This is a genomic window from Flavobacterium solisilvae (assembly GCF_012911605.1).
Lineage (GTDB): Bacteria > Bacteroidota > Bacteroidia > Flavobacteriales > Flavobacteriaceae > Flavobacterium > Flavobacterium solisilvae.
Genome location: NZ_JAAMPT010000194.1, coordinates 1 through 25,761, shown reverse-complemented (window position 1 = coordinate 25,761; position 25,761 = coordinate 1). Strand labels below are relative to the sequence as shown.

At 32.4% G+C, this 25,761-nt stretch carries 21 protein-coding genes; 11 read left to right on the top strand and 10 right to left on the bottom strand.

Annotated features, from left to right (window positions below):
* Positions 1-57: 57 nt before the first annotated feature.
* The 3 genes from G6042_RS02440 to G6042_RS02430 all read left to right on the top strand — a co-directional run bounded on the left by G6042_RS02440 (position 58) and on the right by G6042_RS02430 (position 3,068).
* The gene (locus G6042_RS02440) at positions 58-726 is read left to right on the top strand and encodes a TetR family transcriptional regulator C-terminal domain-containing protein (RefSeq protein WP_169522673.1); all 669 of its coding nucleotides are present in this window, start codon (positions 58-60) and stop codon (positions 724-726) included.
* On the top strand, positions 726-2,036 hold the full coding sequence (locus G6042_RS02435) for an ABC1 kinase family protein (protein WP_169522672.1): 1,311 nt from the start codon (positions 726-728) through the stop codon (positions 2,034-2,036). The genes G6042_RS02440 and G6042_RS02435 overlap by 1 nt, the downstream gene beginning before the upstream one ends.
* 108 nt (positions 2,037-2,144) lie before the next feature.
* Positions 2,145-3,068 carry an ABC transporter ATP-binding protein gene (locus tag G6042_RS02430; RefSeq protein WP_169522671.1) on the top strand — a complete coding sequence of 308 codons (924 nt, stop codon included), beginning with the start codon at positions 2,145-2,147 and terminating at the stop codon, positions 3,066-3,068.
* A gap of 6 nt (positions 3,069-3,074) precedes the next feature.
* Here G6042_RS02430 and G6042_RS02425 read toward each other — a convergent pair whose 3' ends face one another.
* Positions 3,075-3,290 carry a helix-turn-helix domain-containing protein gene (locus tag G6042_RS02425; protein WP_169522670.1) on the bottom strand — a complete coding sequence of 72 codons (216 nt, stop codon included), beginning with the start codon at positions 3,288-3,290 and terminating at the stop codon, positions 3,075-3,077.
* A 3-nt stretch (positions 3,291-3,293) separates the two neighbouring features.
* The gene (locus G6042_RS02420; RefSeq protein WP_169522669.1) at positions 3,294-3,830 is read right to left on the bottom strand and encodes a DUF2975 domain-containing protein; all 537 of its coding nucleotides are present in this window, start codon (positions 3,828-3,830) and stop codon (positions 3,294-3,296) included.
* Positions 3,831-4,089: 259 nt separating this feature from the next.
* Here G6042_RS02420 and G6042_RS02415 point away from each other — a divergent pair, with 259 nt between their 5' ends.
* The gene (locus G6042_RS02415; RefSeq protein ID WP_169522668.1) at positions 4,090-4,419 is read left to right on the top strand and encodes a YegP family protein; all 330 of its coding nucleotides are present in this window, start codon (positions 4,090-4,092) and stop codon (positions 4,417-4,419) included.
* Between the two features lie 150 nt (positions 4,420-4,569).
* Positions 4,570-5,577, top strand: a complete 1,008-nt coding sequence (locus tag G6042_RS02410; RefSeq protein ID WP_169522667.1) for a 3-oxoacyl-ACP synthase III family protein — start codon at positions 4,570-4,572, stop codon at positions 5,575-5,577.
* Between the two features lie 100 nt (positions 5,578-5,677).
* On the opposite strand, the gene G6042_RS02405 is transcribed toward G6042_RS02410, so the two are convergent.
* Both G6042_RS02405 and G6042_RS02400 read right to left on the bottom strand, forming a co-directional pair.
* On the bottom strand, positions 5,678-8,128 hold the full coding sequence (locus tag G6042_RS02405; protein WP_169522666.1) for a TonB-dependent receptor domain-containing protein: 2,451 nt from the start codon (positions 8,126-8,128) through the stop codon (positions 5,678-5,680).
* A 149-nt stretch (positions 8,129-8,277) separates the two neighbouring features.
* Positions 8,278-12,885, bottom strand: coding sequence for a T9SS type B sorting domain-containing protein (locus G6042_RS02400; RefSeq protein WP_169522665.1), 4,608 nt, complete (start codon positions 12,883-12,885; stop codon positions 8,278-8,280).
* 198 nt (positions 12,886-13,083) lie between these two features.
* Here G6042_RS02400 and argS point away from each other — a divergent pair, with 198 nt between their 5' ends.
* A complete protein-coding gene (argS, locus tag G6042_RS02395) occupies positions 13,084-14,865 on the top strand; it encodes an arginine--tRNA ligase (protein ID WP_169522664.1) in 1,782 nt (593 codons plus the stop codon).
* Between the two features lie 39 nt (positions 14,866-14,904).
* Here argS and G6042_RS02390 read toward each other — a convergent pair whose 3' ends face one another.
* From G6042_RS02390 to G6042_RS02380, 3 genes are read right to left on the bottom strand one after another with little or no spacing between them, the layout of a single operon-like run.
* On the bottom strand, positions 14,905-17,427 hold the full coding sequence (locus G6042_RS02390) for a TonB-dependent receptor (protein ID WP_169522663.1): 2,523 nt from the start codon (positions 17,425-17,427) through the stop codon (positions 14,905-14,907).
* Entirely contained in the window at positions 17,427-18,329 is a 903-nt protein-coding gene (locus tag G6042_RS02385; protein WP_169522662.1) for a FecR family protein, read from the bottom strand. Before G6042_RS02385 ends, G6042_RS02390 begins: the two co-directional genes overlap by 1 nt.
* A 45-nt stretch (positions 18,330-18,374) precedes the next feature.
* On the bottom strand, positions 18,375-18,896 hold the full coding sequence (locus G6042_RS02380) for an RNA polymerase sigma factor (RefSeq protein ID WP_169522661.1): 522 nt from the start codon (positions 18,894-18,896) through the stop codon (positions 18,375-18,377).
* A 105-nt stretch (positions 18,897-19,001) separates the two neighbouring features.
* On the opposite strand from G6042_RS02380, the gene G6042_RS02375 reads away from it, so the two are divergent.
* From G6042_RS02375 to G6042_RS02360, 4 genes are all read left to right on the top strand, one after another.
* Entirely contained in the window at positions 19,002-20,036 is a 1,035-nt protein-coding gene (locus tag G6042_RS02375; RefSeq protein WP_169522660.1) for a hypothetical protein, read from the top strand.
* Between the two features lie 136 nt (positions 20,037-20,172).
* Positions 20,173-20,622 carry a hypothetical protein gene (locus G6042_RS02370; protein ID WP_169522659.1) on the top strand — a complete coding sequence of 150 codons (450 nt, stop codon included), beginning with the start codon at positions 20,173-20,175 and terminating at the stop codon, positions 20,620-20,622.
* Positions 20,623-20,757: 135 nt separating this feature from the next.
* Positions 20,758-22,095 carry a signal recognition particle protein gene (ffh, locus tag G6042_RS02365; protein ID WP_169522658.1) on the top strand — a complete coding sequence of 446 codons (1,338 nt, stop codon included), beginning with the start codon at positions 20,758-20,760 and terminating at the stop codon, positions 22,093-22,095.
* 126 nt (positions 22,096-22,221) lie between these two features.
* Entirely contained in the window at positions 22,222-23,109 is an 888-nt protein-coding gene (locus tag G6042_RS02360; RefSeq protein ID WP_169522657.1) for a bifunctional 5,10-methylenetetrahydrofolate dehydrogenase/5,10-methenyltetrahydrofolate cyclohydrolase, read from the top strand.
* A gap of 124 nt (positions 23,110-23,233) precedes the next feature.
* Here the strand turns inward: G6042_RS02360 and G6042_RS02355 are convergent, their stop codons facing one another.
* From G6042_RS02355 to G6042_RS02345, 3 genes are read right to left on the bottom strand one after another with little or no spacing between them, the layout of a single operon-like run.
* Positions 23,234-23,692, bottom strand: coding sequence for a DUF1569 domain-containing protein (locus tag G6042_RS02355; protein WP_169522656.1), 459 nt, complete (start codon positions 23,690-23,692; stop codon positions 23,234-23,236).
* A 6-nt stretch (positions 23,693-23,698) separates the two neighbouring features.
* Positions 23,699-24,118, bottom strand: a complete 420-nt coding sequence (locus tag G6042_RS02350; RefSeq protein WP_169522655.1) for a DUF1456 family protein — start codon at positions 24,116-24,118, stop codon at positions 23,699-23,701.
* Positions 24,119-24,159: 41 nt separating this feature from the next.
* A complete protein-coding gene (locus G6042_RS02345) occupies positions 24,160-24,960 on the bottom strand; it encodes an alpha/beta hydrolase (protein WP_317168030.1) in 801 nt (266 codons plus the stop codon).
* Between the two features lie 57 nt (positions 24,961-25,017).
* Between G6042_RS02345 and G6042_RS02340 the strand changes: the two genes are divergently transcribed.
* A complete protein-coding gene (locus G6042_RS02340) occupies positions 25,018-25,419 on the top strand; it encodes a TerB family tellurite resistance protein (protein ID WP_169522654.1) in 402 nt (133 codons plus the stop codon).
* Positions 25,420-25,761: the final 342 nt, after the last annotated feature.

The following is a 25,761-nucleotide window of genomic DNA, read 5'->3' as shown; positions in this document are numbered from 1 at the left end:
GTTTATGTTCGTTAAAATTATCTATTTGTAAATTTACATTCAGTAAACCAAACGATTATGGCAACAGCTACAAAAAAATCAAAAAAGTTACCTATTACTGAAGATATCATCATTGAAAAATTTATGAATGATGTACTTCAAGAGAATCAAGAACCTAAAAATGTTTATGTTTTTTGTCAAAAACATGCCATTGAAGAAAGCGAATTTTATTCCTTTTTTGGTTCACTAGATTCGTTGAAACAGTCTATTTGGCTTAAGTTTTTTGAAAATACTACACAAACAATTATTCAAGACAGTAAGTTCAGCGAATATTCTAATAAAAATAAATTGCTAACGCTTTACTTCACTTTTTTTGAAGTTTTGACATTAAACAGAACCTACATACTTTTTTATTTTAAAGACAAAAAAGAAGGTCTTTCTAATTTGAGTAATTTAAAATCGCTGCGAACAGAATTCAAGAAATTCATTGAAGAAAACTGTAGTCGTAAGGAAAATATAATTTCGGAGAAATTTACTAAAGTCACCCAATCGGCTTATGCAGAAGGTGCGTGGATGCAATTCTTATTTCTGTTGAAATTTTGGTTGGATGATACATCCAAAGGATTTGAAAAAACCGACGTTTTAATTGAAAAATCAGTGAATACGGTTATGGATTTAATGGAAACGAAGCATTTGGAAAATATTGTTGATTTGGGGAAATTCCTTTGGAAAGAAAAATTTAACTAATGAAAACACTCGATAAAATTCCAACTGGTAAAATTGAAAGAGCAACGCAATTAGTTAAAACCGGTATCAAAGTTGGCGGTAATTATGTTGCTTATTATGGCGAAAAAATCGTAAATCCTTCTTTGACAAAAGAAAAATTGAACGAAGAAAACGCCGAAGATATTTATGACGGATTAAAGAATTTAAAAGGAAGTGCGTTGAAAGTAGCTCAAATGTTGAGTATGGACAAAAGTATCATGCCACAAGCTTATGTAGAGAAATTTTCGCTTTCACAATTTTCGGTTCCGCCATTATCGGCACCATTAGTTAGAAAAACGTTTAAAAAATATTTAGGAAAATATCCCGAAGATATCTATGATACTTTTACGCAAGATGCTGTAAATGCGGCCAGTATTGGTCAAGTTCACAAGGCTTCAATAAGCGGAGAAAATTTTGCTGTAAAAATTCAATATCCTGGCGTAGCTGAAAGTATTAGTTCTGATTTGGCATTGGTAAAACCATTTGCAACTCGAATGTTTAATTTGAAAGGCAAAGATTCGGAAAAATATTTTAAAGAAGTTGAAAATAAATTACTCGAGGAAACCGATTATGTTTTGGAACTTAAACAAAGCTTGGAGGTTTCGGAGCAATGTGGAAAAATTAAAAATTTACGTTTTCCAAAGTATTTTCCAGCCTATTCATCTGAGAAAATCCTAACGATGGAATGGATTGATGGCGAACATATTTCGGAGTTTACCGCTTATAATCAAGATAGAGAAAAAGGCGATAAAATTGGGCAAGCGTTATGGGATTTTTATATGTATCAAATGCATCATTTAAAACAAGTTCATGCTGATCCACATCCAGGAAATTTTTTAATTGACAAAAATGACACACTGGTTGCAATAGATTTTGGTTGTATAAAACAAGTTCCAGAGGATTTTTATGTTCCTTATTTTGAATTAGCAAAACCAGAAGTTATCAATAATCCAGAGCTTTTTAATAAAAAGTTATACGAATTAGAGATTTTACGCCACGATGATACGAAAGAAGAAATAATTTATTTTACCAAAATATTCCATGATTTATTGAGTTTGTTTACAAAACCTTTTCATGGCGAGTTTTTTGATTTTTCGGATGAAGATTTTTTTGGAAAAATAGCTCAAATGGGCGAAGAATTTTCAAAAGATACTCAACTTAGAAAAATGAATGGAAACCGAGGTTCAAAACATTTTTTGTACATTAACAGAACTTTCTTCGGATTGTATAATTTGCTTCATGATTTAAAAGCGAGAATTCAAACCACAACTTTTAGAGAATATATACAATAGTTTTAATTTATTGGTTAGGTTGATAAGAGCGACACTTTTTCTTTTAAAGTTAAGTCGCTCTTATCTTTTCAAATAAAGTTTCCTAAATTTGTAACCAAGAAATTTATCATGCTACAACTCAAAAAAGTCTCTTTTTCCTATCTTCAAAAACCAACCGTAAAAAACATTTCTTTTTCAACCGAAAAAGGAAAAATAGTCGCAATTATCGGCGAAAGTGGTTGTGGAAAAAGTACTTTGTTGAAACTCATTTATGGTTTATACGACTTAAACGAAGGTCAAATATTTTGGAATGAAAAAGAAGTTCTCGGTCCAAAATATCATTTAATTCCCGGAATGGAATACATGAAATATTTGGCTCAGGATTTTGACTTAATGCCGTTTATAACGGTTGCTGAAAATGTTGGAAAATACTTGTCGAATATATACAAAGACAAGAAAGACCAACGTGTAGCCGAGCTTCTTGAAATTGTAGAAATGTCCGAATTTGCCACTATAAAAGCTCAGTTTTTAAGTGGTGGTCAAATGCAACGCGTGGCTTTGGCGAGAGTTTTGGCATTGGAACCCGAAGTGCTTTTGCTCGATGAACCTTTCAGTCATATTGATAATTTCAGAAAAAATAGTTTACGACGAAAACTTTTTGCGTATTTGAAACAAAAAAAAATTACAACGATTATTGCTACTCACGATAGTACCGATGTTTTGTCGTTTGCCGATGAGGTTTTGGTAATGAAAAATGGCAAAATTATCGAAAAAGGCTCGGCTAATTATTTATATGAAAACCCAAAAGATAAATATGTCGCTTCTCTTTTTGGCGATGTCAATGAAATTGAAATTGACGGAAAATCGCAATTAGTTTATCCTCATCAACTAGAAATTGTGGAAAAATCAACAGTTGAAGTTGAGGTTTTGCAATCATTTTTTAGAGGCAATCATTTTTTGGTTGAAGCTGTATTTCAAAACACCATTTTGTATTTTGAAAGCCATTCATCGTTAGAAAAAGGAGCAAAGGTATTTTTGCAAATAAAACGATAGTTTTTGTTACTTTTTTTCCTCATTTACATATTCCAAAATATCTCCTGGCTGACAATCCAAAGCTTTGCAAATGGCTTCAAGCGTGCTAAATCGGATGGCTTTTGCTTTTCCTGTTTTTAGAATGGAAAGATTAGAAAGCGTTAAATCTACTTTTTCCGAAAGTTCGTTTAATGACATTTTTCGTTTTGCCATCATCACATCTACGTTTACAATTATTGGCATAACTTAAATGGTTAATTCGTTTTCGTTTTGAATTTCAATTCCTTTTTTGAAAATAATGCCGATGATATAGATAATTGCTGACATCAATATAAAAGCTTCACTATCGGTAGCAAATGGACTTAGATTATTGATAACAAAACCTTTGTGTTGAATGTGTTTGATGGTTTCCTTTGCAATATAGCTTACTATTCCTATCGAAAAAGTGAAGTAACTAATCTTTAGTATGGTGTCAGATACATATTGGCTGAAAGGTTTAGACAAGTCTAATTTATACATGAGCATTATAACAACGTAAAAAAGAATTGCTTTTAAAAATAGGATAGATAAAGTAAGCGAATAGATTTGGTAAAAATACCACTTGTTTTGACGGTACATTTCGGTTAAATCTAATTTTTGATACAAATTCGGAACAAATTCAGGGTTGTAAATGCTAACAATAAAGTTGACTAATAAACCACAAGCTTCGATGCTTAAACCAACAAAGATGAGCCAAGCTACAAGATGCAGCGCTTTGAATATAAAATTGTTTTTCGTTTTCATAATGAATTAGTGAATTGATTATGGTGTAAAAATAATAAAAATTTATTGATAAACAATAAATAATGTTTTTTTTTCAAAAAAAAGCAACTTCAAATTTACATGAGTTTGTTTTTTTACGCTATGATTTTAATAACTTATCAATTGTTTGTCACAAATAGAAATCGGGTTTTGTTAAAAAAAACACTTTTTTTGAAATTATAATTAAAAGGAATTTCTTATCTTTATAATTCTGATAAAAATTAAAACAAAATAAATAAACATGGGAAAATTTGTAATTACAACTAGAAAAAACGGTGAGTTTCAATTCAGTTTAAAAGCAGGAAATGGTCAAGAAATTCTTGGAAGCGAAGGTTATACTACTAAAGCAGCTTGCTTAAATGGAGTAGAATCGGTTAAGAAAAATTCGCAAGACGATGCTCGTTTTGAAAGATTAGAAGCTAAAAATGGAAAACCTTACTTTAATTTAAAAGCGACTAATGGACAAATCATTGGAACAAGTGAAATGTATGAAAGTGTTGCTGCACGCGATAACGGAATTGAATCGGTTAAGAAAAATGCGCCTGATGCTGCAGTTGATGACCAATCATAACAAAAGCACAAAAATTAATACAAAGCCAGTTAGTTTAACTGGCTTTTGTTTTTTGTAAAAATTAGAATTTGATAAAAAGTAGGTGTTTTATGCTGTGGTTTTTAATAAGTTGATTATTTTTAACCTCTATTTTTAATTAATTGACAAGTTATGTATCATTCAAAAATATCAGGATTAGGGTTTTATGTTCCAGAAAATGTAGTAACCAATGACGATTTGTCCAAAATAATGGATACTAATGACGAATGGATTCAAGAACGAACCGGCATAAAAGAAAGACGTCACGTTATTAAAGGCGAAGACACAACGACTTCTATGGGAGTAAAAGCGGCAAAAATTGCCATTGAGCGTTCGGGAGTTTCTTATGACGATATCGATTTTATAATTTTTGCAACACTAAGTCCTGATTATTATTTTCCTGGTCCAGGTGTTTTAGTTCAGCGTGATTTAGGCTTAAAAACCGTTGGTGCATTGGATATTCGTAATCAATGTTCGGGATTTGTTTATGCACTTTCTATTGCAGATCAATATGTAAAAACAGGAATGTATAAAAACATTTTAATTATTGGTTCTGAACTACATTCGCATGGGTTGGACATGACAACTCGTGGTCGTGGCGTTTCCGTGATTTTTGGCGATGGAGCAGGAGCAGCGGTTATTAGTAGAGAAGAAGATTTGACCAAAGGAATTTTGTCAACTCATTTACATTCCGAAGGACAACACGCAGAAGAGTTATCGTTGATTGCTCCGGGAATGGGAAAACGCTGGGTAAATGATATTATTGCTGATAATGATCCAAACGATGAAAGTTATTTTCCTTACATGAACGGACAATTTGTGTTTAAAAATGCAGTCGTTCGTTTTAGCGAAGTAATTATGGAAGGTTTGCAAGCCAATAATTTACAAGTTTCCGATATTGATATGCTTGTTCCACATCAGGCGAATTTAAGAATCTCGCAATTCATTCAACAGAAATTCAAATTGACTGACGACCAAGTGTATAACAACATCCAAAAATATGGAAATACAACCGCAGCGTCAATTCCTATTGCGTTAACCGAAGCTTGGGAACAAGAAAAAATTAAATCGGGTGACACGGTTGTTTTAGCCGCATTTGGTTCAGGATTTACTTGGGCAAGTGCTATTATTAAGTGGTAGTTTTTTAGATAATAGATTACAAGACAATAGATAATAAAAAAACCCGTTTCAAAATTTTGAAACGGGTTTTTTTATAACTAATTCATTTTATGAGATGATTTTACATCATTCCGCCACTTCCTTGCGTTTCGTTTGCATCTCTTTGTTTACGTTGTAACGCTTTGTTTTTTCCACCACCAAACATGTAGTTGAAACCAATGTAGAACGTTTGACTTTCCCAGTAGAAAGCTCCGGTTTGTCTGTAAGGAATGCTTCCGTCAAAAGCAAAATTCATCGTTTCAAAAATATCATTAAAACGCGCTGTGATGCTTCCTTTTCCTTTTAAAATAGTATAAGTAGAACCAAGGTCAACACGATACATTGGCGAACGGTCAAATTGTAAACTTAAATCTCTACCGCGATACATGGCAAATAAATTGAAACGTAATTTTTTAGTAGCCGTAAAATTGTGGTTCATTCTGGCATTGAAAACAGTAACATCTACTTCAGCTCTTTCTTGGTCACCAGTATTGGCATTTTGAACGGTTCCTCTAACGGTTTTGAAATAACTATCGGCACTTAAATTAGCTGACCACCAAGAGTTGAATTTCAAGTTAGCCGAAGCTTCAATTCCGAAGGCATGATTGTCATCAAAATTATCATACGAAAGAATATCTTGGTTTGGATTATCTGGATTTTTATAGATTACTCTACTGATTTCGTCATTAATTTGACGGTAAAAAGCACCAGTTGTAATTGAACCAATTTTGGTAGTTCTATTATAATTTACTTCAAACGAATTGGTAAATTGTGGTTCCAATGCTGGATTTCCTCTTGATTCAACTAATGGTGTTGTCCATTCTCGGATTGGGCTAATTTGACCAATTCCTGGTCGGTCAACTCTTCGAGAATAATTGAAGTTAAACGAGTCGTTTTCGCTTGCTTTGTAGTTGAAGAAAAGCGATGGATAAGCAGTGAAAATATGGTCTTTTACATTGCTTTTATCGTTGATGTTTTCAGAAGGATTACTTGAATTTACCACGTTTTCAAAATCAGCATCGATGTCGTAGTTTTCAATTCTAACACCAACTTGCGCACTCCATTTATTCCATTGTTTTCCAATGTTTGTATATAATGAGTGAATTTGTCTTTTGAATTCAAAGTTCGAATTTCCGTCACGATTGTAACCTACAGAAGCTTCGTTTATATTTTCATCAAAGTTGTTTGTAATTCTTTGAATTCTACTTTCGGCACCAATTTCTAATTTTAATGTTTCAGAAAGTGGATTAACATAATCAATATTTACTTGAAGTGAATTTGTAACTCGGTTAATGTCATTACTAGTTAAAGTAGTTGAGGTTGGATTGATTTGTCCTAAATTATAATCGGTATATTCTGGACCTTTTGTATTAGAAAAATTGGTTTGAAAATCGATAGTTTCACCTTTTTTGTCAAAATCATGTTTGTAAACCATGTCATAGGTTTGGGTAAAATTATCGTTTCTGGAATCAAATAATTGACGAGAATCACGTTGACCTGCGTTTAAATAATCAACAACTGTTAAACCTCTTCCGCTTCCGTCAACGATGTTTTGGTTAGTATAAAACGAAAGTGTATTTTTTTCGTTGATATAATAATCTATTCCAAATTTCACTAAATGAGAAGTGTTTTTGTTTCTAAACTCAAAGTCTTGCTCGTTTTCTAGCGTTGGTCTAAAGCTGTCAATAAATCCATTATTAGTATTAATTCCGTGGTTGAAACCATAGTTGGTATAGAAGTTCACTTTTCCAACTTTGTAATTTAAGTTCAAAGCCTGATTTGTTTTTGGCGTAATTCCAAAGGTTACACCCGAATTAATACTTCCGTTGAAACCTTCGTTGGCATTTTTATGCAAAATGATGTTGATAATTCCACTCATTCCTTCCGGATTATATTTTGCCGAAGGATTGGTGATTAATTCCACTTGTTTGATTGATGAAGACGGAATTTGTTGTAACAATTGAGCTGCATCAATGTTTGACGGTTTTCCATCAATAAGAACTCTAACGTTAGAATTTCCTCTTAAACTCAATTCTTTGGTTTGTGGATCAATACTAACGGTTGGAATATTGTTCATAATTTCGGAAGCAGTATTTCCCGAAGCAATTAAATCTTTTCCAACGTTTACTACTTTTCTATCGATTTTTTGTTCGATAGTAGAACGTTCTTTTACTATTTCAACTGTGTTTAATTGAACCGCATCTTCTTCTAAAAAGATACTGCTCAAGTTGATGTTTTTATCATCTTCTGATAAAGTAATGTTTTTAATGATTTTTTTGTAACCAATAAATTGAATTTCAACTTTGTATGATTTTAAAGCTAGGTTTTTAATGTTGAAACTACCATTTTCTTGCGTAATTCCACCAGTAACGATTTTGTCGTTTTCAAGAATTGATACGTTAACGTAAGGCAAAGGTTGCTTACTCGTGTTATCAATTACTTTTCCAGAAACCGAACCTGGATTTCCAGAACCTTGAGCAAAAAGCAATGAGAAATTACTAATAACTAAAAGGAGTAAAATTTTAAATTTCATTTTGATGATGATTAGAATATTTTGAATGTTTATTATTTAACAATTGTTAAATGTTGCTTAATAGACTACATCAACTCTTTTTTGTTACAGATTTAAAGAAAAAAACTCTCAATTTTTTTGAGAGTTTTTTAAAACATAGTTTATGTAGGTTATCGCTTCATAGCGAAATGGGATTTGAATTCTCGCTGTTGTTGGTTTTCATCAGTATATGAAACCGTAAACCAATAATCGTCAGAGTTCATTTGATTTCCGTTATAAGTTCCGTCCCAACCTTGACTATTTGGTCTTATTTGCTTAAGAACTTTACCATATCGGTCATAAATCATGATTACAGCATTTGTTTGATTTTTTAAATCTCCAATATTCCAAGTATCGTTGTATCCATCACCATTTGGAGTAAAGAATTTTGGATAATTGATAACCAATGCCTGAATAGTTGTTGAACCACATTCGTTTTTATCTCTAACAGTTATGGTGTGAATTCCAGATGTTACATTTTCAAAAATATTACTGTCTTGAAATTGACCATTGTCTAATTGATACTCATAATTTCCACCTAAACCTGTTGCTGTTACAATAATTCTTTGATTATCTGAGAAATCATCTTCAACCACATACGTAACTTCTGCAGGTTCTGATTGTTCAACGATTGTTTCAAAAACTTCTGATACACATCCAGTAGTAATATTGGTTACAACCAGTGAGAAAATTCCAGGAACAAGTGTTGTATAAGCAGTATTTGTTCCTACAACTTCGCCATTTTCATTTTTCCATTCAAATGTATATTTTGTTGCACTCAAACCACTATATATAGTATATGATTTTAATAGATTTCCAGTTTCATTGTCAATACAAACGTAGCCATCAAGCGGAGTTGGTTCTGGTAATTTGTTTACAATAATTGTGATAGGTTTAATGTCAAAACAATTTGGAGCCAAAGTATTATTTACTCTAACAAAAACCGAAGTTAAATCGGTAGAAGTAATGGCATTGGTTTGCGTTAATGCATTATTGTAGTTTTTAAAATATTGAACGGTAAACTCGCTACCAGTTTGAGTTCCTAAAACTTCGGAATTTAAAGTTGTCAAATCAAAATTAGTAATACCATCATTTGTTCCATCTTCGTCACAAACTGTTCTTGATGCTAATGCTGCATTATTAGCAACAGGTGTATCGATAATAGTTACTGTGAATGAACTTTCGTCACTACAAGCTGGTGAAAAAGGAGCTTGTTGATAGATATAAATAGTTTGTGAAGTGTTTATTGTTTGTCCTGATAATAATTGAGTTCCAGTTCCGTTTTGACCAGTATAATAGCGACCAACAGGTAAAGTAGGTAAAGTAAAACTTTCGCAGATTGTCATGTTAGGTAATTCGCTTACATTGAAAACATTAATATTGAAACTTCTTTGAGCAGAACAGTTAGGTTCGGTTGCTGTTTCGGCATAAACATATAGCGTTTGCGGAGATGTTATTGTAGTTCCAGCCGTTAGCATAGTTCCAGTTCCGTTTGTTCCAGTAAAATAATTTCCAACAGGTAAAATTGCTAAATCTATCGAGTTACAAACGTTGATGTTCGCAATTGTCGCGATAACTGGCGTATGATTTACAGTTACTACAAATGAATTTTCGGCACTACAAGAGAATGAAGTTCTAATTAAAGCTTCTCTAAACACATAAATAGTTTGTGTAGTTGTGATTTGAGTTCCAGGAAGTAATTCTACACCAGAACCATTTGGTCCACCAGTTGCAGTATAGTAATGATTATCTGCAGAAAGTGTTGGTAAAGTATAAGTGTCACAAACGGTAACATCAGCTGGATCATCGGCAACAGTTGAGAAAATATTCAATTGGAAGCTATTCTCAATGCTACATGCTGGAGTTGTATTGGAAATAGCATAAATATAAATTCGTTGCGTAGAAGTAATCACAGTTCCACCAGTTAATAAATCTCCAGTTCCATTTGGTCCAGTATAGTAATTTCCAGCGGTTAAAGGAGTTAAAACATATTGGTCACAAATATCAATATCAGCTCTAGAGTCAATTACAGGAAGTGGATGAATAGTAACTGTAAAACTCGATTGGTTTGCACAAGAAGCATTCAGTCTTTTGAAAATGTAAATCGTCTGTGTTGAAGTAATTTCGTCACCAGCATTTAGCATCGTTCCAGTTCCATCAGCACTAGTAAAATATTCTCCATTTGTTATTGTTGGCAAAGTGTAAGTTACACAAGCAGAAACACTAGGTAAAGTATCGATTGGCGGTGCAGAAAAAGCTAAATTGAATGATAAGTTATCCGTACAATTGTTTTGACCACTTGTAGTTGGTGCATAGATATAAATAGTTGAATTAGTATCAATTAATGTCCCAGCAGGAATTTCTTGTCCTGTTCCCATTGGACCAGTATAATATTTTCCAATTGGTAAACTAGGAAGTGTATAGCCATTACATTGATTAATATCTGCTGGTTGGTTTATCCCGATAAATACTTTAAAAGAATCTCTATCTGTACATGGATTATCACCACCTGTAGTGGCAAAAACATGAATAGTTCTGTTTGTAGTAATAATAGTTCCAGCAGGAATTTCTGTTCCACCACCATTAGTTTGAGTATAATATTTTCCAATTGTTAATGGAGGTAAAGTATATGAAGTACATTCAAATACATCAGGTCTTGTTCCTACTTCGACTGTAGGCAATATGGTAACTGTAAAACTTGTATCGACTGTACAAACAGGTACTATGGTAGTTTGGTAATAAAAATAAATAGTTTGTGTACTTGTAATTACAGTTCCTGCATTTATTTGCGTACCATTTCCTCCAGGTTGTGTATAATATTTACCACTAGTTAAAATAGGTAATTTATAGCTTCCACATTTTATTACATCTGTTGGAGCAAAATTATTAATGTCAATAATAGTTACTAAAAAAGAACTACTGGCAGAACATCCATTAGTTCCATTTGATTGATTGAAAATATAAATAGTTTGCGTTTGAGTTATTGAATCACCAGCAAATAATGGAGTTCCACCTCCATTTGGTTCTGTAAAATAATTTCCATTTGTAATTGTAGGTAAGATATATTCTGTACAAACGACAATGTCTTGTAATACATCAACCATAGGTAATGGAGCTACAATTAGATTAAAGCTTGTTGTACTATAACAGGCAACATCACTTTTGTTATGAACTCTAACATATATAGTGGTGTTACCACTTGTGTAATTGACTGAATTTAAAGGATTGTTATTACTATCAGCATTGGCTTGTGAGCTGTAAAAAAACACATCATATAGTGAAGAAAGTTGTGAACCCAGAATAGTAGCTCTAAGTGTTGATAAACTAAAACTCGCTACATTACTACCATATGAATTTTCACAGCTTGTTAAATTTTGAGGTTGATTTGCAATTGCAGGAGCAATAGCATATAAAACAAAAGTTTTAATTACAAAGCAACCACCAGGAACTTCAACTCGAGCATAGATTGTCGTGTTCGGCGCACTAGTGTATTGTAATGGCAAAGAATTACTGGATGAATTGGCATCACTTAATGAAGTATGGTAACTAACTATTGTATTTGCATCTAAACCAGTTTTTAAACGAGCAGTATTAGAATCTAAATTATAAATATAACTTCCTGCACCAGTATTACATCTGTAAAGATTGTATGGGTTTGTTACAGCAATTTGGGATGAATATTCAATAACAATATCATTAGTAATTGCCGAGCAAGCTCCAAAAGAATTTTGATAAGTAACACTATACGTTCCTGCTGAATTTACAGTCAAAGTTGGACCAGTTTGTCCAGGAATTACAGTTGTTCCGTTTTTCCAAACGAAAGTATAAGCACTTGGATCTAATTGAGTATCAATTGTATAAGAAGTTCCATTGCAAAGTGCTGTATTATTTGCAACTGTTAAATCTGCACCAAGAACATCTTGACCAATATTAAAACTATTTGATGAGATAAAAATAGCCGAATCCGATTGATAATCTAATCGGTCAGCAATAACCAATTTTATGTGGTATGGAACGCCAGTTGTTAAAACCGATGAAGCTGTTAAAACTTTTGTTTGTCCATTAAAATTAATTGCCGATGAAGCAGCATTTGAACCTCCATTAAATCGTCCAAAGTAATCCGCATTTACCGATGGACATGATGAGTTATATAAAAAATCTCTAATCGTGATTACTGAAATAGGATCGGTTGTATTAGGAACAACAGCTAAGTTTGTCGTTACACCTGTATTCAAATTAGTCAAAAGAAAAGCAAATGCATCGGAATATTGACATTGATAATTACCATATTCTTCTGAGGCAAAAATAAAATCAAAACTAAAATTTGGTGAAATTGGAGTAAAGTCAAATTCTAAAACGGTTGCGTTTGCCGATGACATAGGAATTCCTGCTGCTGCCAAAGTCGCTTCAAGATCACTATCACCTGTCCAAGCGTTGTTTCCATTATTTAACAAAGTAGTATTTGGACCTGCAGCATTTACAGCATTTCCTGTACTTAAGATAACACCACTTTGCATTGGAAAATTCGGATTTGTATTTTGAAAATAACCAATTCCGTTTGATGAACCAAAATTTGTTCCTGTTCGCCACATGATATTTGTAGCCGATGCACATGGCGTATTGATTAAAACATCATTAACCAATTGAGAAACCGAATGGCTTGTTGAACTAACCGAAATGGGCTGCGAAAACCCAATAGCAGATAACAATAATGTGATTGATAGTAATAACTTTTTCATAATTGTGATTTTGACACAACAAATATTGTTTAGTTTATCGTTTAAAAGCAAAAAAAATCGATGAAATACATAAAATTTATATATTTTGAAGTTTAAAACTTACAATTAAAATTACAACCATGTCGTTTTTGTTCGATAATAAAATCTTGCAGAAATATTTTTATTAATCCTTATCTTTGCACACTTAAATTAATAATCATGAATGTATCCGAAATTTTATTGCCACACATTAAAAAATCTATTGAATTAGTTTTCAATACTGCTGTTGAAAAAATTGAATTTCAACAAACCAGGAAAGATTTTGAAGGTGATATTACAATGGTGATTTTTCCGTTACTGAAAGTAATCAAAGGAAATCCTGTTGAAATTGGTACTAAAATTGGTCAATATTTAGTCGAAAACACTCAGGAAGTTGTTCGTTTTAACGTAGTTTCTGGATTTTTGAACTTAGTAATTTCGGATGCTTATTATCTTAATTTTTTCAACCAAATAAAAGATAATGAAACCTTCGGATTTGTTTCGGCTTCGCCAAATGAAAAGGCGGTAATGGTTGAATACTCTTCGCCAAATACCAATAAACCTTTGCATCTTGGTCACGTTCGTAACAATCTTTTAGGATATGCCGTTGCTGAAATTATCAAAGCTTCAGGCAAAAAAGTGTATAAAACCCAAATCATAAACGATAGAGGAATTCATATTTGTAAATCGATGTTGGCTTGGCAAAAATTCGGAAACGGACAAACGCCTGAAACATCAGGTCTGAAAGGCGATAAGTTGGTTGGAAATTTTTATGTAGCTTTTGATAAACAATATAAATCAGAAATAAACGCTTTAATTTCTGAAGGAAAAACCGAAGATGAAGCTAAAAAATTAGCTCCATTCATTCAAGAAGCACAACAAATGCTTCTCGATTGGGAAGCCGGAAAACCAGAAGTAATCGAACTTTGGAAAAAAATGAACCAATGGGTTTATGATGGTTTTGCACAAACCTATAAAAATCTTGGTGTTGATTTTGATAGTTATTACTACGAATCAAATACTTATTTATTAGGAAAAGAAGTCGTTAAATTTGGATTGGAAAAAGGAATTTTTGAAAAAGATCCCGATGGTTCAGTTTGGATTGATTTAACTTCTGATGGATTGGATAGAAAAATCGTGTTGCGTTCTGATGGAACTGCGGTTTACATGACACAAGATATCGGAACGGCAATTCAGCGTGTAAAAGATTTTCCCGATGTTGGCGGAATGGTTTACACTGTTGGAAACGAACAAGATTACCATTTTAAAGTATTGTTTTTAATTCTAAAAAAACTCGGTTTCGAATGGGCAGAAAATCTTTTCCATCTTTCTTATGGAATGGTAGAATTGCCTTCAGGAAAAATGAAATCGCGTGAAGGAACCGTTGTTGATGCCGATGATTTAATGGAAGAAATGACCAAAACCGCTGGAGATATTGCTTCTGAATTAGGAAAACTTGATGGTTATTCCGATGAAGAAAAAGCAAAATTGTTTAAAACCATCGGACTTGGTGCTTTGAAATATTATATTTTGAAAGTTGATCCAAAAAAACAAATTTTATTCAACCCAGAAGAATCAGTTGATTTTGCAGGAAATACTGGTCCGTTTATTCAATATACCTATGCCAGAATTCAGTCCATTTTACGTAAAGCCGATTTTGATTACCAAAATGTTAGTCTGAACGAAAGCGAGCTTCATAATAAAGAAAAAGAATTAATCAAACAGATTGAACTTTATCCAGAAGTAATTCAAAATGCAGCTCAAAATCACAGTCCGGCGTTGGTTGCCAATTATACGTATGATTTAGTGAAAGAATACAATTCGTTCTATCAATCGGTTTCGATTTTAGGCGAAGACAATTTAGATAAAAAGATTTTCCGTGTTCAGCTTTCCAAAAAAGTTGCCGATACTATAAAATCAGGATTTGCTTTACTCGGAATAGAAGTTCCAGAAAGAATGTAAAAACAAAAAGCGATTGAAATTTCAATCGCTTTTTTTATACTAAAAACTCAATCTTACATTAAAGTTAGGTGTCATTTCTAGTGAAAAAGTATCCACACTTTCCACCGAATTATTAGCTGAATTTACTCTGTAAAAACGATTAATACTATTTTTAGTATTCAATAAATTAAGAACAGAAACTGCAGTTTCTAGTTTGATGGTATTGCTCAAATTCCATTTTTTTGATGCCGAAAAATTTACTTGAAAATAGTCTTCAAGTTTGCTATTGTTCGGTGAATTATATACAATTTTTGGATTGGTTTGGGTTACAAAATTATTTACAGGAGTTGTAATTGGTCTTCCAGTATGCCATTTGGTTCCAAGCGCAAATTTTACCTGTTTCCATTCATAAATTCCTGCCCAAGAAATGGCATGGGTTACTTCAAAATTGTTTGGAAAATTGAAATTAGTTAATTGATTAAAATCATATTTATTGTCATTGTAAGAATAACTTAGCCAAGTATAAAATTGGTTAAATGATTTTTGAATTAAAAATTCTGTTCCAAAAACTTGATAATCACCAACCGATTTTTCTAACTCAAATTGATTTTGAAATCCTTGACTGCTTGTTGTAATTCCAGTGATTTTTTTATAAAAATTATCAAGTGTAATCAACCAATTGTTCTTTTTAAAATTGAACCCAATCGAAAATTGATTGCTTTTTTGAATTGGGATTGTATTGTTGTTAGCCAAAGTCCATCTTCTTTTTTCAACGCCAAGAAAATCTTGCTGTAAATCAATAATTTGGGACAAGGTTTGGCTTTTTTGTTCGGCTAAAATTTCTAATCTGACACTTGGAGTTATGGATTGATTAAATTGCAATCTTGGTTCAAAAAGAAAAGTTCCAAATTTGTCAAAGTAATTGGCTCGCAATCCAGCAGTAATTAATGTTTTTTTACTTTCAGGTTCATAAATTCCTTCAACAATTCCAGCATGAGTAAGTAAGACATTTGTAATTGTTCTTGAGAAAATGGGCAAATTAATTTCATCAAAATTAGTAACACCAGTTTCGTTAAATTGATAACCTGAGTTTAAGGTAAAACTAGATGATAGTTTGTTTGAACTTTTAATTTTCAAACTATAATCCAAAACTTTATTTCTTTGCGATAAAATTTGGTCATTTTCAATTGATTTATTGTTTGATTGTAAATCATATTGTGATAGGTAAGCGGTTATTTCGGTAAAATTGTTTTTGTTCCAATTGGTTTTCCATCGAAATGTACTTCCAAAATTTTGTTGAGTAAGTTTACTGTTTTCGCTTAAGTTGGATACTGTTTGATTAAAATCTAACGAATTTTCGATTACTAAAAAATCAATGTTAAGTTCATTTTTTGTTCCAATTTTTTGTTGATATTGAAGACTTGCATCATAAAAATAAAAATCAACATCGTTATTGTAGTTGATAATTTGATTGTCATTCAAATCAGTAATAATCGTGTTTTGAAAAATTCGATTACTGTAGTTTTTGTAGGTTGGTGATGAAAAAAAATCGGTTAAAGAACGTCTTCCAGCTACAGTTACATTTGCTTTATCTGAAAGTTTAATTTTAGAAAAAAATTCGGCACTAATTAAATTGGAACTCAGGCTCGAATGGGTTTCTTCAATAGTGTTACTTCGCGATGAAATGGTTACTAAACTGGAAACACTTTCGCCAAAAAAAGCTGAACTTCCGTTTTTTGATATGGTTATTTCTTGGGATAATGATGGATTAAAAGCTGAGATTAATCCAAAAAAATGTCCAGTTTGAAAAATCCTCATTCCGTTCCAAAGGAATAAATTTTGGTCATGCGTTCCGCCGCGAACATTAATATTTGAAATGGCTTCGTCAACACTAATAATTCCCGGAACTTGTTGCATGGTTTGTAAAACATCGGGTTCGATTAAACCAGGTAGAATTCCAAATTTTTTCGGTTTAATTTGAATGGTTCCATCATTTTTTTTACTGATACCAGTTGCTATATAACGTTGTGTTATGACTTCGTCTAAGGATTGAATTATTGCTTGTAATTTGAATTTTGGGCAGTCAACAACATATAATTCTTTTGGATTTAATGTGATAGAATTATAGCTTGGATGCTGGATTTTGATATTATTTGAAGAAACTTTCGGCAATTTAAAATGACCATCAGCATCAGTAAAAGTTGTATTTGTTGTTCCTTCAATAGTTAGCAGTGCGTTTTCAATCGGTTTTCCTGTTTCATAATCAAGCAAAAACCCACAAAGTGGTTTGTCCAATTTTTTGTCATTGTATATGGAATAATATTTTTGGCTAACAAGTTTAAATTGAAGATTAGTTTGTTTTTTTAAGTATTTTATTTTTTGTTCCAACGACCATTTTTTGTTAGGTGAAACAATAGCATAAACTATAATTTCATCTTCAATATAATTAAATCTCACATCGTGTTGTGAAGTAATAAGATTTAATATATTTTTCAAAGGAATAACCGTCTTATCTTCTTGGGCATAACTCAAGATAGAAAAGAGTAAAAAAATAAATAGAAAAACCGCTCTCTTTTGAAACATTAATTGTTTTCTAAAATGATTTTAGTTTTAGTCACTTTTGTAGGTTTCAAATGATAAGTAGTACACAAAATTTGGAGCGCTGTGTCACTATTTTTTGCTGGAATTGTTCCTGTAAATAGTTGTCCATTTCCAGTAGTATTTAATTCTAATTCTATATTAAAATGTCTTTCAAATTCGGCTACTATTGATGGTAAACTTTCTTGATAAAAAACCATTTCATCAGATAACCATTCGGGTTTTGTATTGTTTTTTAATGGAATATCTAATGCTTTTCCATCTCGAAACGCAACGCTCATTCCTTTGGTTAAAATATATTCTTTGGTGTCAAAATTTACTTTTACTTTTCCTTCGTAACAGCTTACATCAAAATAATTCTCTCGTTGTTTTACGTTAAACTGCGTTCCAAGAACCGTTACTTTTCCATGTGAAGTATTTACTTCAAATTTTTTCCCTTTGGCTACTTTAAAAAAAGCTTCGCCATCAAGATTTAAACTTCTGTTGTTGTCCCAGTTCCATTTTTTATATTGTATTTCAGAAGCCGAATTCAATACAATTTCTGAATTATCGGGAAGTAAAAAAGTGTTTTGCGTTCCATTGCCAGCATATTCTGTATAGGAAGCAAAATTTCTTGCACCAAAAAATATTCCAATGCTAATCACAAAAATTGCAGCTATTCTCAAAGCCCAATGTTTATATAAAGAAATGGTTTTGACTTCTTTTTTAGGTGAAGTCACAATTTTGGAAAGCATCTTTTCTTCATCAAAAGTTGGTGTTTGCAACTCTGAGGAATATTTTTTTATTTTTTCAAAAATGGCAAAGTCCTTGTCTGCTTGGAATTCAGTAAATTCCTCAGCAGTCATTTCATCGTTTAGCCATTTTGATAATTTGTAATTTTCTTCCATAATCTAATACATTTCAATACTAAAACATATTAAAGTAATTTTACCCTACTTAAAATTTTCAAATTCTTTTCTTAATTCTAAAAGTGCTAAGTGAATTCTTTTTTCCACGGCTTTTACCGAAATTTCGAGTTCCAAAGCAATTTCTGCATATTTTTTTCCGTCTATTCGATGCATCAAAAAGGCAACTCGCTGTTTTTCATTCAGTTTTTCTATTGCTTGTAATAATTTTGTTTTAAACTGTTCTTCTTCTAATAAAAATTCAGGACTTTCGTTGGTACTTTCTTTAGTTGCAGAACTTTTGGCATAATTCAACACAACTTTTTGATGCGCAATTACATTCAAAGAAGCATTATTGGCAATAGTATAGATATAAGATTTTGCTTTTTCTAATGGAACATCAGCACAATTTTGCCATAATTTGATAAAAGCTTCTTGAGTTACATCTTCAGCTTGTTCTTCATTCCCAAACTTATAGTATAAATAGTTTCGGAGCGATTTAGCGTGGCTTTTAAAAAAAGAAGAAAAAATATTTTCTTTGCAAATACCTGTGATTTTGTCTTTTGACATGTTTTTTGTGATAAACTTGAAGTAAAAATAATTATTTTTTTTGATTAAAGTAGGGTAACTTTGAAATCAATTGTTTAACTAATAAATCAAACGGATTTATATTGTATGAAAACATCTTTTTACATATTGCTTGGTTTTGTTTTTCTTTTATTGACTAGTTGTCAAAAAGAAGAAGAAACTATAATTCAAGACAACACGCAAAGTTTTGCAAAAACATCGCCAATAGCTAGTTTGTTAGCAAGAACTTCTCAGAACCCAACGTCTATCGATAATATATTAGACAATTCAAGTTGTTTCAGCGTTGTGCTTCCCGTTACGGTTATTGTCAATTCGCAAGAAATAGTGGTAACAAATCAAAATGATTATCAAATAGTGCAAGATGCAATTAACGAATTTTCAAACGATGATGATATTGTAAACTTCATTTATCCAATAACAATCCAATTCCAAAATTTTCAAACTCTTGTAGTTCAAACTCCCGATCAATTAGATGATATTTTAGACGATTGTGGCGACGATGATGGTTTTGATGAGATTGATTGTATTTCATTAGTGTATCCAATTGTAATAAATGTTTATGATAGTAATAATCAAATAGCAGATACCGTAACGATAACTAGTAACTCAATGTTTTTTAATTTTTTAGCTAATTTGTCTTCTGCCACTTTTGTTGCCATTAGTTATCCAATTTCGGCAGTAAATTCTAATGGTCAAACCATTACAATTAATTCAAATTCCCAGCTGGAAGATTTTATTGAAGATTCAATCGATGATTGTGATGATAATTCTGGTGGTGGAAGTAATCCTGATTTTTCAGAAGTATTAACTTCAGGAACTTGGTACATTTCCTATTTTCAAGAAGATGATGATATAGAAACAGATTATTTTGCTGGATATAATTTCACTTTTTCAAATAATGGAACATCAATAACAGTAAAAAATTCAACGACTATAAACGGAACTTGGGAACAATATCTCGATAGCGGTTATAACAAGTTAGAATTAGAATTTAACGGCAATGTGCTTGACGAAATTGAAGAAGATTGGCGAATAATTGAGTTTTCTACGACCGTAATAAAATTAAAACACGTTAGCGGTGGTGATGGTAGCATTGACTATTTGACTTTTACTAAAAACTAAATCTTGTTGAATTATGAATTGTGAAAATCCCAATAAAAAGTCAGTTGCTTACATTGCATTGCAAGTAATAATTTGGATAACAATTACATCAATAGCATATTTTTTCTTAAAACAATAACTTTTAAAACGTAACCAAATGAAAAAACTAATTTTAATCCCAGCTTTATTTTTCCTTTTTATGCTAAATGTAGCATCAATGTGCAGTTCTGATGACGATAATTCTGATGATAATTCGCCATCAACATCAACCGTTACTACAAATGTTACTTCGGGAACTTGGCGTGTAACTTTGTTTCAAGAAGATGGAACCAACCAAACCAGTAATTTTAATGGATATAATTTTTCTATTAATTCTAATGGAACAATGGTAGCGGTTAACGGTTCAACGACCAAAAACGGAACATGGTCAACGTATTCTGATAGTGGTTCAACAAAATTTGATATCACTTTTCCTGATGCCAATGGACCATTTGAAGAAATAACCGAAGATTGGAGAGTTCTATCTTCATCGGCAACCAAGCTTGAACTAAAGCACGTTTCTGGCGGCGATGGAAGTATCGATTTACTTACTTTTGAGAAAAATTAATTTAGAACAAAAACTAAAAATAAGCCAACTGAAAAGTTGGTTTTTTTATTGCATAATTTCAACTTTCTTTATTTGTCAACTTTCTAACTTTAAGTTATCTTTGCCACTTCATTAAAAATAACAAAGCTTACTATTATGTTCAATAACTTAAGTGATAAACTAGATAAAGCGTTTCATATTTTAAAAGGACACGGAAAAATTACCGAAGTCAATGTAGCCGAAACTTTGAAAGAAGTACGTCGTGCATTACTTGATGCCGATGTCAATTTTAAAATTGCAAAAGATTTTACAACTGCGGTTAAAGAAAAAGCAATCGGGCAAAACGTTTTAACAACATTAGAACCAGGACAATTATTGGTGAAACTTGTTAAAGACGAATTAACCGAATTAATGGGTGGCGAAGCTACAGGAATTAACCTTTCGGGAAATCCATCGGTTATTTTAATGTCTGGTTTGCAAGGTTCGGGAAAAACTACTTTTTCTGGAAAATTAGCAAACTATCTTAAAACTAAGAAAAATAAAAAACCACTTTTAGTAGCCTGTGATATTTATCGTCCAGCGGCAATCAATCAGTTGCACGTAGTTGGTGACCAAATAGGTGTTGAGGTTTATTCAGAACCAGAAAATAAAAATGCAGTTCAAATTGCATTAAATGCTATCCAACACGCAAAATCAAACGGATTCAACGTAGTCATTGTCGATACAGCTGGTCGTTTAGCAATCGATGAAGAAATGATGAACGAAATTGCCAATGTTCATGCGGCAATTAAACCACAAGAAACGTTGTTCGTTGTTGACTCCATGACAGGTCAAGATGCGGTAAACACAGCAAAAGCATTTAACGATAGATTGAATTTTGACGGAGTTATTTTAACCAAATTAGATGGAGATACTCGTGGTGGAGCAGCTATTTCGATTAAATCGGTAGTTAATAAACCAATCAAATTCATCGGAACAGGTGAAAAAATGGAAGCTATCGACGTGTTCTATCCTTCGCGTATGGCAGATAGAATTCTCGGAATGGGAGACGTTGTTTCCTTAGTTGAAAGAGCGCAAGAACAATATGACGAGGAAGAAGCAAGAAAAATTCAGAAGAAAATCGCTAAAAACGAATTTGGTTTTGATGATTTCTTGGCACAAATTCAGCAAGTGAAAAAAATGGGTAACATGAAAGACTTAGTCGGAATGATTCCTGGAGCTGGAAAAGCATTAAAAGATGTAGAAATAGAAGATGACGCGTTCAAGCATATCGAAGCCATCATTTATTCGATGACACCAAAAGAAAGAACAAAACCGTCAATCATCGATATGAAAAGAAAAACTAGAATTGCAAAAGGTTCTGGTAGAAAAATCGAGGAAGTAAATCAATTGATGAAACAATTTGACCAAATGAGCAAAATGATGAAAATGATGCAAGGTTCAGGCGGAAAAAATTTGATGAGAATGATGGGCGGAATGAAAGGAATGAGATAATAAGGTAAGGTTTAAAGTTTCGAGTGCGAAATTTTAAACCTTAAGTTTTTTAAATAACAACTAACTACTGCGTTTCATGTTTGCTTACACAACTTTGAACATGAAACATTTAAACCCGAAACAGAAATGGAATTATTAGACGGAAAAAAAATCTCCAGCGACATCAAGGCAGAAATTACAGCCGAAGTAAACAAGATGAAAAAAAATGGCGAAAAAGTGCCACATCTTGCTGCCATTATTGTTGGTAACGACGGAGCAAGTTTAACTTATGTTGGCAGTAAAGTAAAAGCCTGCGAATTGGTAGGTTTTGAATCTACGTTAATCAAAATGCCAAGCACAACTTCAGAAACCGAATTGCTAAAAAAAATCATCGAATTAAATGAAGATGATAACATCGACGGTTTTATCGTTCAGTTGCCGTTACCCGAACAAATTGATACACAACGCGTTTTGATGGCTATCGATCCAAGCAAAGATGTTGACGGTTTCCATCCTGAAAACTTTGGAAAAATGGCTTTGGATATGAGTACATTTATTCCAGCAACGCCATTTGGGATTTTGGAATTATTAGAACGATACAATGTAGAAACCAAAGGAAAACACACTGTTGTTATCGGAAGAAGTCATATTGTTGGACGACCAATGAGTATTTTGATGGGAAGAAAAGGTTTTCCAGGAAATTCAACGGTAACTTTAACGCATAGTTATACTAAAAATATCGCTCAAATCACCACGCAAGCCGATATTATCATTACAGCACTTGGCGTTCCTAATTATTTAAAAGCCGAAATGATAAAAGATGATGCTGTCGTTATCGACGTTGGAATTACACGAGTTGCTGACGAAACCGATCCGCGTGGTTATAAAATTACAGGCGATGTAGATTTTGAAATGGTATCTAAAAAAGTATCTTACATTACGCCAGTTCCTGGTGGAGTTGGACCAATGACAATTGCTATGTTGCTGAAAAATACGTTATTGGCAAGAGAGCAAAAACGATTGAGTTTAGAATAATAAAATAGTCTTTTAAATAAAAAAGGAATCTCAAAACACCATGTTGAGATTCCTTTTTTTATTCTTAAAATTCCATTGTGAAACTCTGTGCAATACTTTGCGCAACTCTGTGAAATAAAAAAAATTACTTCTTAATAATATCTTCAATAATTTTGATATGATGTTTGGTGTGAAGTTTAATGAAATAAATAGTTTCTTTCAGTTTTAAATCACCAAATAGTGGATGTGCAATAAAACTATCTGGATGTAAACTTGGAATTTCTTCCACCGATTTTTTTGCAGATTGAACCATCAAAACCAAATCATTTTCGGTAATAGGTTCATAAGTTCTAACATATTTTGGAGCTTTGGCTTTTCCTCTTGGAAAAAAACCTAATCCAAACAAAATCTTTTTCTTCAAGCTAAAAGTCTTCTTGAATTCATCAGGATTTGATTTTTTTAAACCATTAATTACAGCAGTTATTAGTCGCAAGCTGTGATCTATATGCCAACCAACGGCAACTTTTGAAACCTTTGCATTCAATTTATTTTCTACCGCAATATGGTTTTCCAGCTGATGAATTAACTCTTTTAGCTCTTGCATATCAAGTTATTTTTTGTTCTTTCCGCTTTTGTACTGAAACTTCTCTACCACTTGAACTTTTGGAGTTTTTGGCTTTGGTTTCGGTTTATTAGCTGGTTTGCTTTTTACTTCAACCTTTGGTTTGGTTTCTGGTTTTGCTTTGGCAGCAATGTTCTTTTTAACTTCCGCTTGATTTTTCTTGATAACATCCATGGCATTCGTTGGGTTTTCTTTCGTACCACGAAGATAGATTACCAATCCGTTCAAGAAATTACGCAAAACCTGATCGCCACATTCCATATATTTAGGATGATCAGCATTGCGGAAGAAGTTTCCAATTTCGCCTTTCGACATTCTGAAATCTACCAGTTTAAGGATTTCTTCTATTTGATCATCACGCAATTGAAGCGCAACGCGAAGCTTTTTAAATATATCGTTGTTATTCATAATTCCTATTTTTTAATTCTTAATTCTAAATTCTAAATTCTTTAAAACAGCCAAAGGTAAGCGTTTTTAAAGTTCTCACGCCAAAGTTTTTCATTATGTTGTCCGCCTTTTATGATTACGGATTTATTTAGTTTTTTGCATTCACATCGCATAGAGTTTACCCATTTTACCACGTTTTCCATATCAGGAACTACATCGGCATCGCCTTCGTTATCGCCACAAAGGAAGTAGATTTTGGTTTTAAATTTCTCTGTTTTTTGCATTAACTCGATTAATTCATTTCGGTTGAACCAAAAAGCAGGCGAGAAGCAACCTACTTTTCCAAAGACTTCGGGATATTTTAAAGCAGCATAAAAAGAAATCAATCCACCGAGTGAACTCCCAAAAATAGCGGTGTTTTTTGCAGTGGTTTTAGTTCGGTAGGTTTTGTCAATATGAGGTTTTAAAGTGTTTACCAGAAAATCTAGATAATCATCAGCTTTTCCGCCACCATATTTGGCATGAGGAAAAGGCGTTAGTTCTTCAATTCGTTTCTCGCCGCCGTGTTCGATACCGATTACGATTACTTTGGCATTGATACTGTCTAGTGTTTCATCCACATTCCATTCGCCTACATAGGATGTTTTTGCATCAAACAAATTTTGACCATCGTGCATGTAGATGACAGGATATTTTTGGGTAGTTTTCTCATAATCTTTTGGAAGGTAAACCCAAATTTTCTTTTTGGTTTTCAGTTGTGGCGCATCAATAGTAAAGGTTGAATAGCGCTGATTGGTTTCGGCTTGCTGCGCATAAGTAAGCAGGAAACTTAAAAAACAGAAGAAGATTAAAAGAAATTTCACGCGGTTTGTTTTAAAGTTTTAACAAAAAATTATATTTTAGCTAAAATTACTCATTTGATGGAAAACTACGAACAAAAATTAGCTTTATTATCCGATATGATTGCTTTTGCCATTGTTGATGGCGAACTCCACGATAGAGAATATCAATTTTTGTCAATTGTAGCAGTAGAATTAGGCATCAACAAAACAGAGTTAAACCAACTATTCCATGAAGAACATCGAAGTGAAATCATCAAAAGTGAGTTTGAGCGCATTCAACAATTTTATCGTTTGGCTTTGTTAATGCATTGCGACGGTATACTTCATGAACGCGAACAAATAAAAATCCACGAAATAGGCATCAACATGGGTTTAAATCCTCATGCCATTAAACGCGTCTTGAAAGCCATGGAAAAGTCGCCAACCAAAATGATTTCTCCTGAGTTTTTACTGGAAGTCTTTCACGAGCAGTTAAATTAGTTTCTCAATTTATTCTCAACAGCATTTATTTTACCATCAACAATTTGAAATTGAATGGTGTATCCTTTCTTGAAAGTTACAAAAACCAAGTCTTTTTTAGAAGAACATCTAAACTTTCGAGCTTTGATAATCCCAGCTACCGCGCGAATCCCTTCGCCTAGTACTATATCAATCCATCACCATAAACAATTCCACAAACACAATCACTAGCGTCAACCATCCGTCAGTTCGATTTCTATGATATTACAAAATCTTTTTGATAAATAGTTTCATTATTTATTAAGGCAAAAATTCTATGAATAATTTTATTTCTGATAGCATTTAAAATACTCATTTTATTTT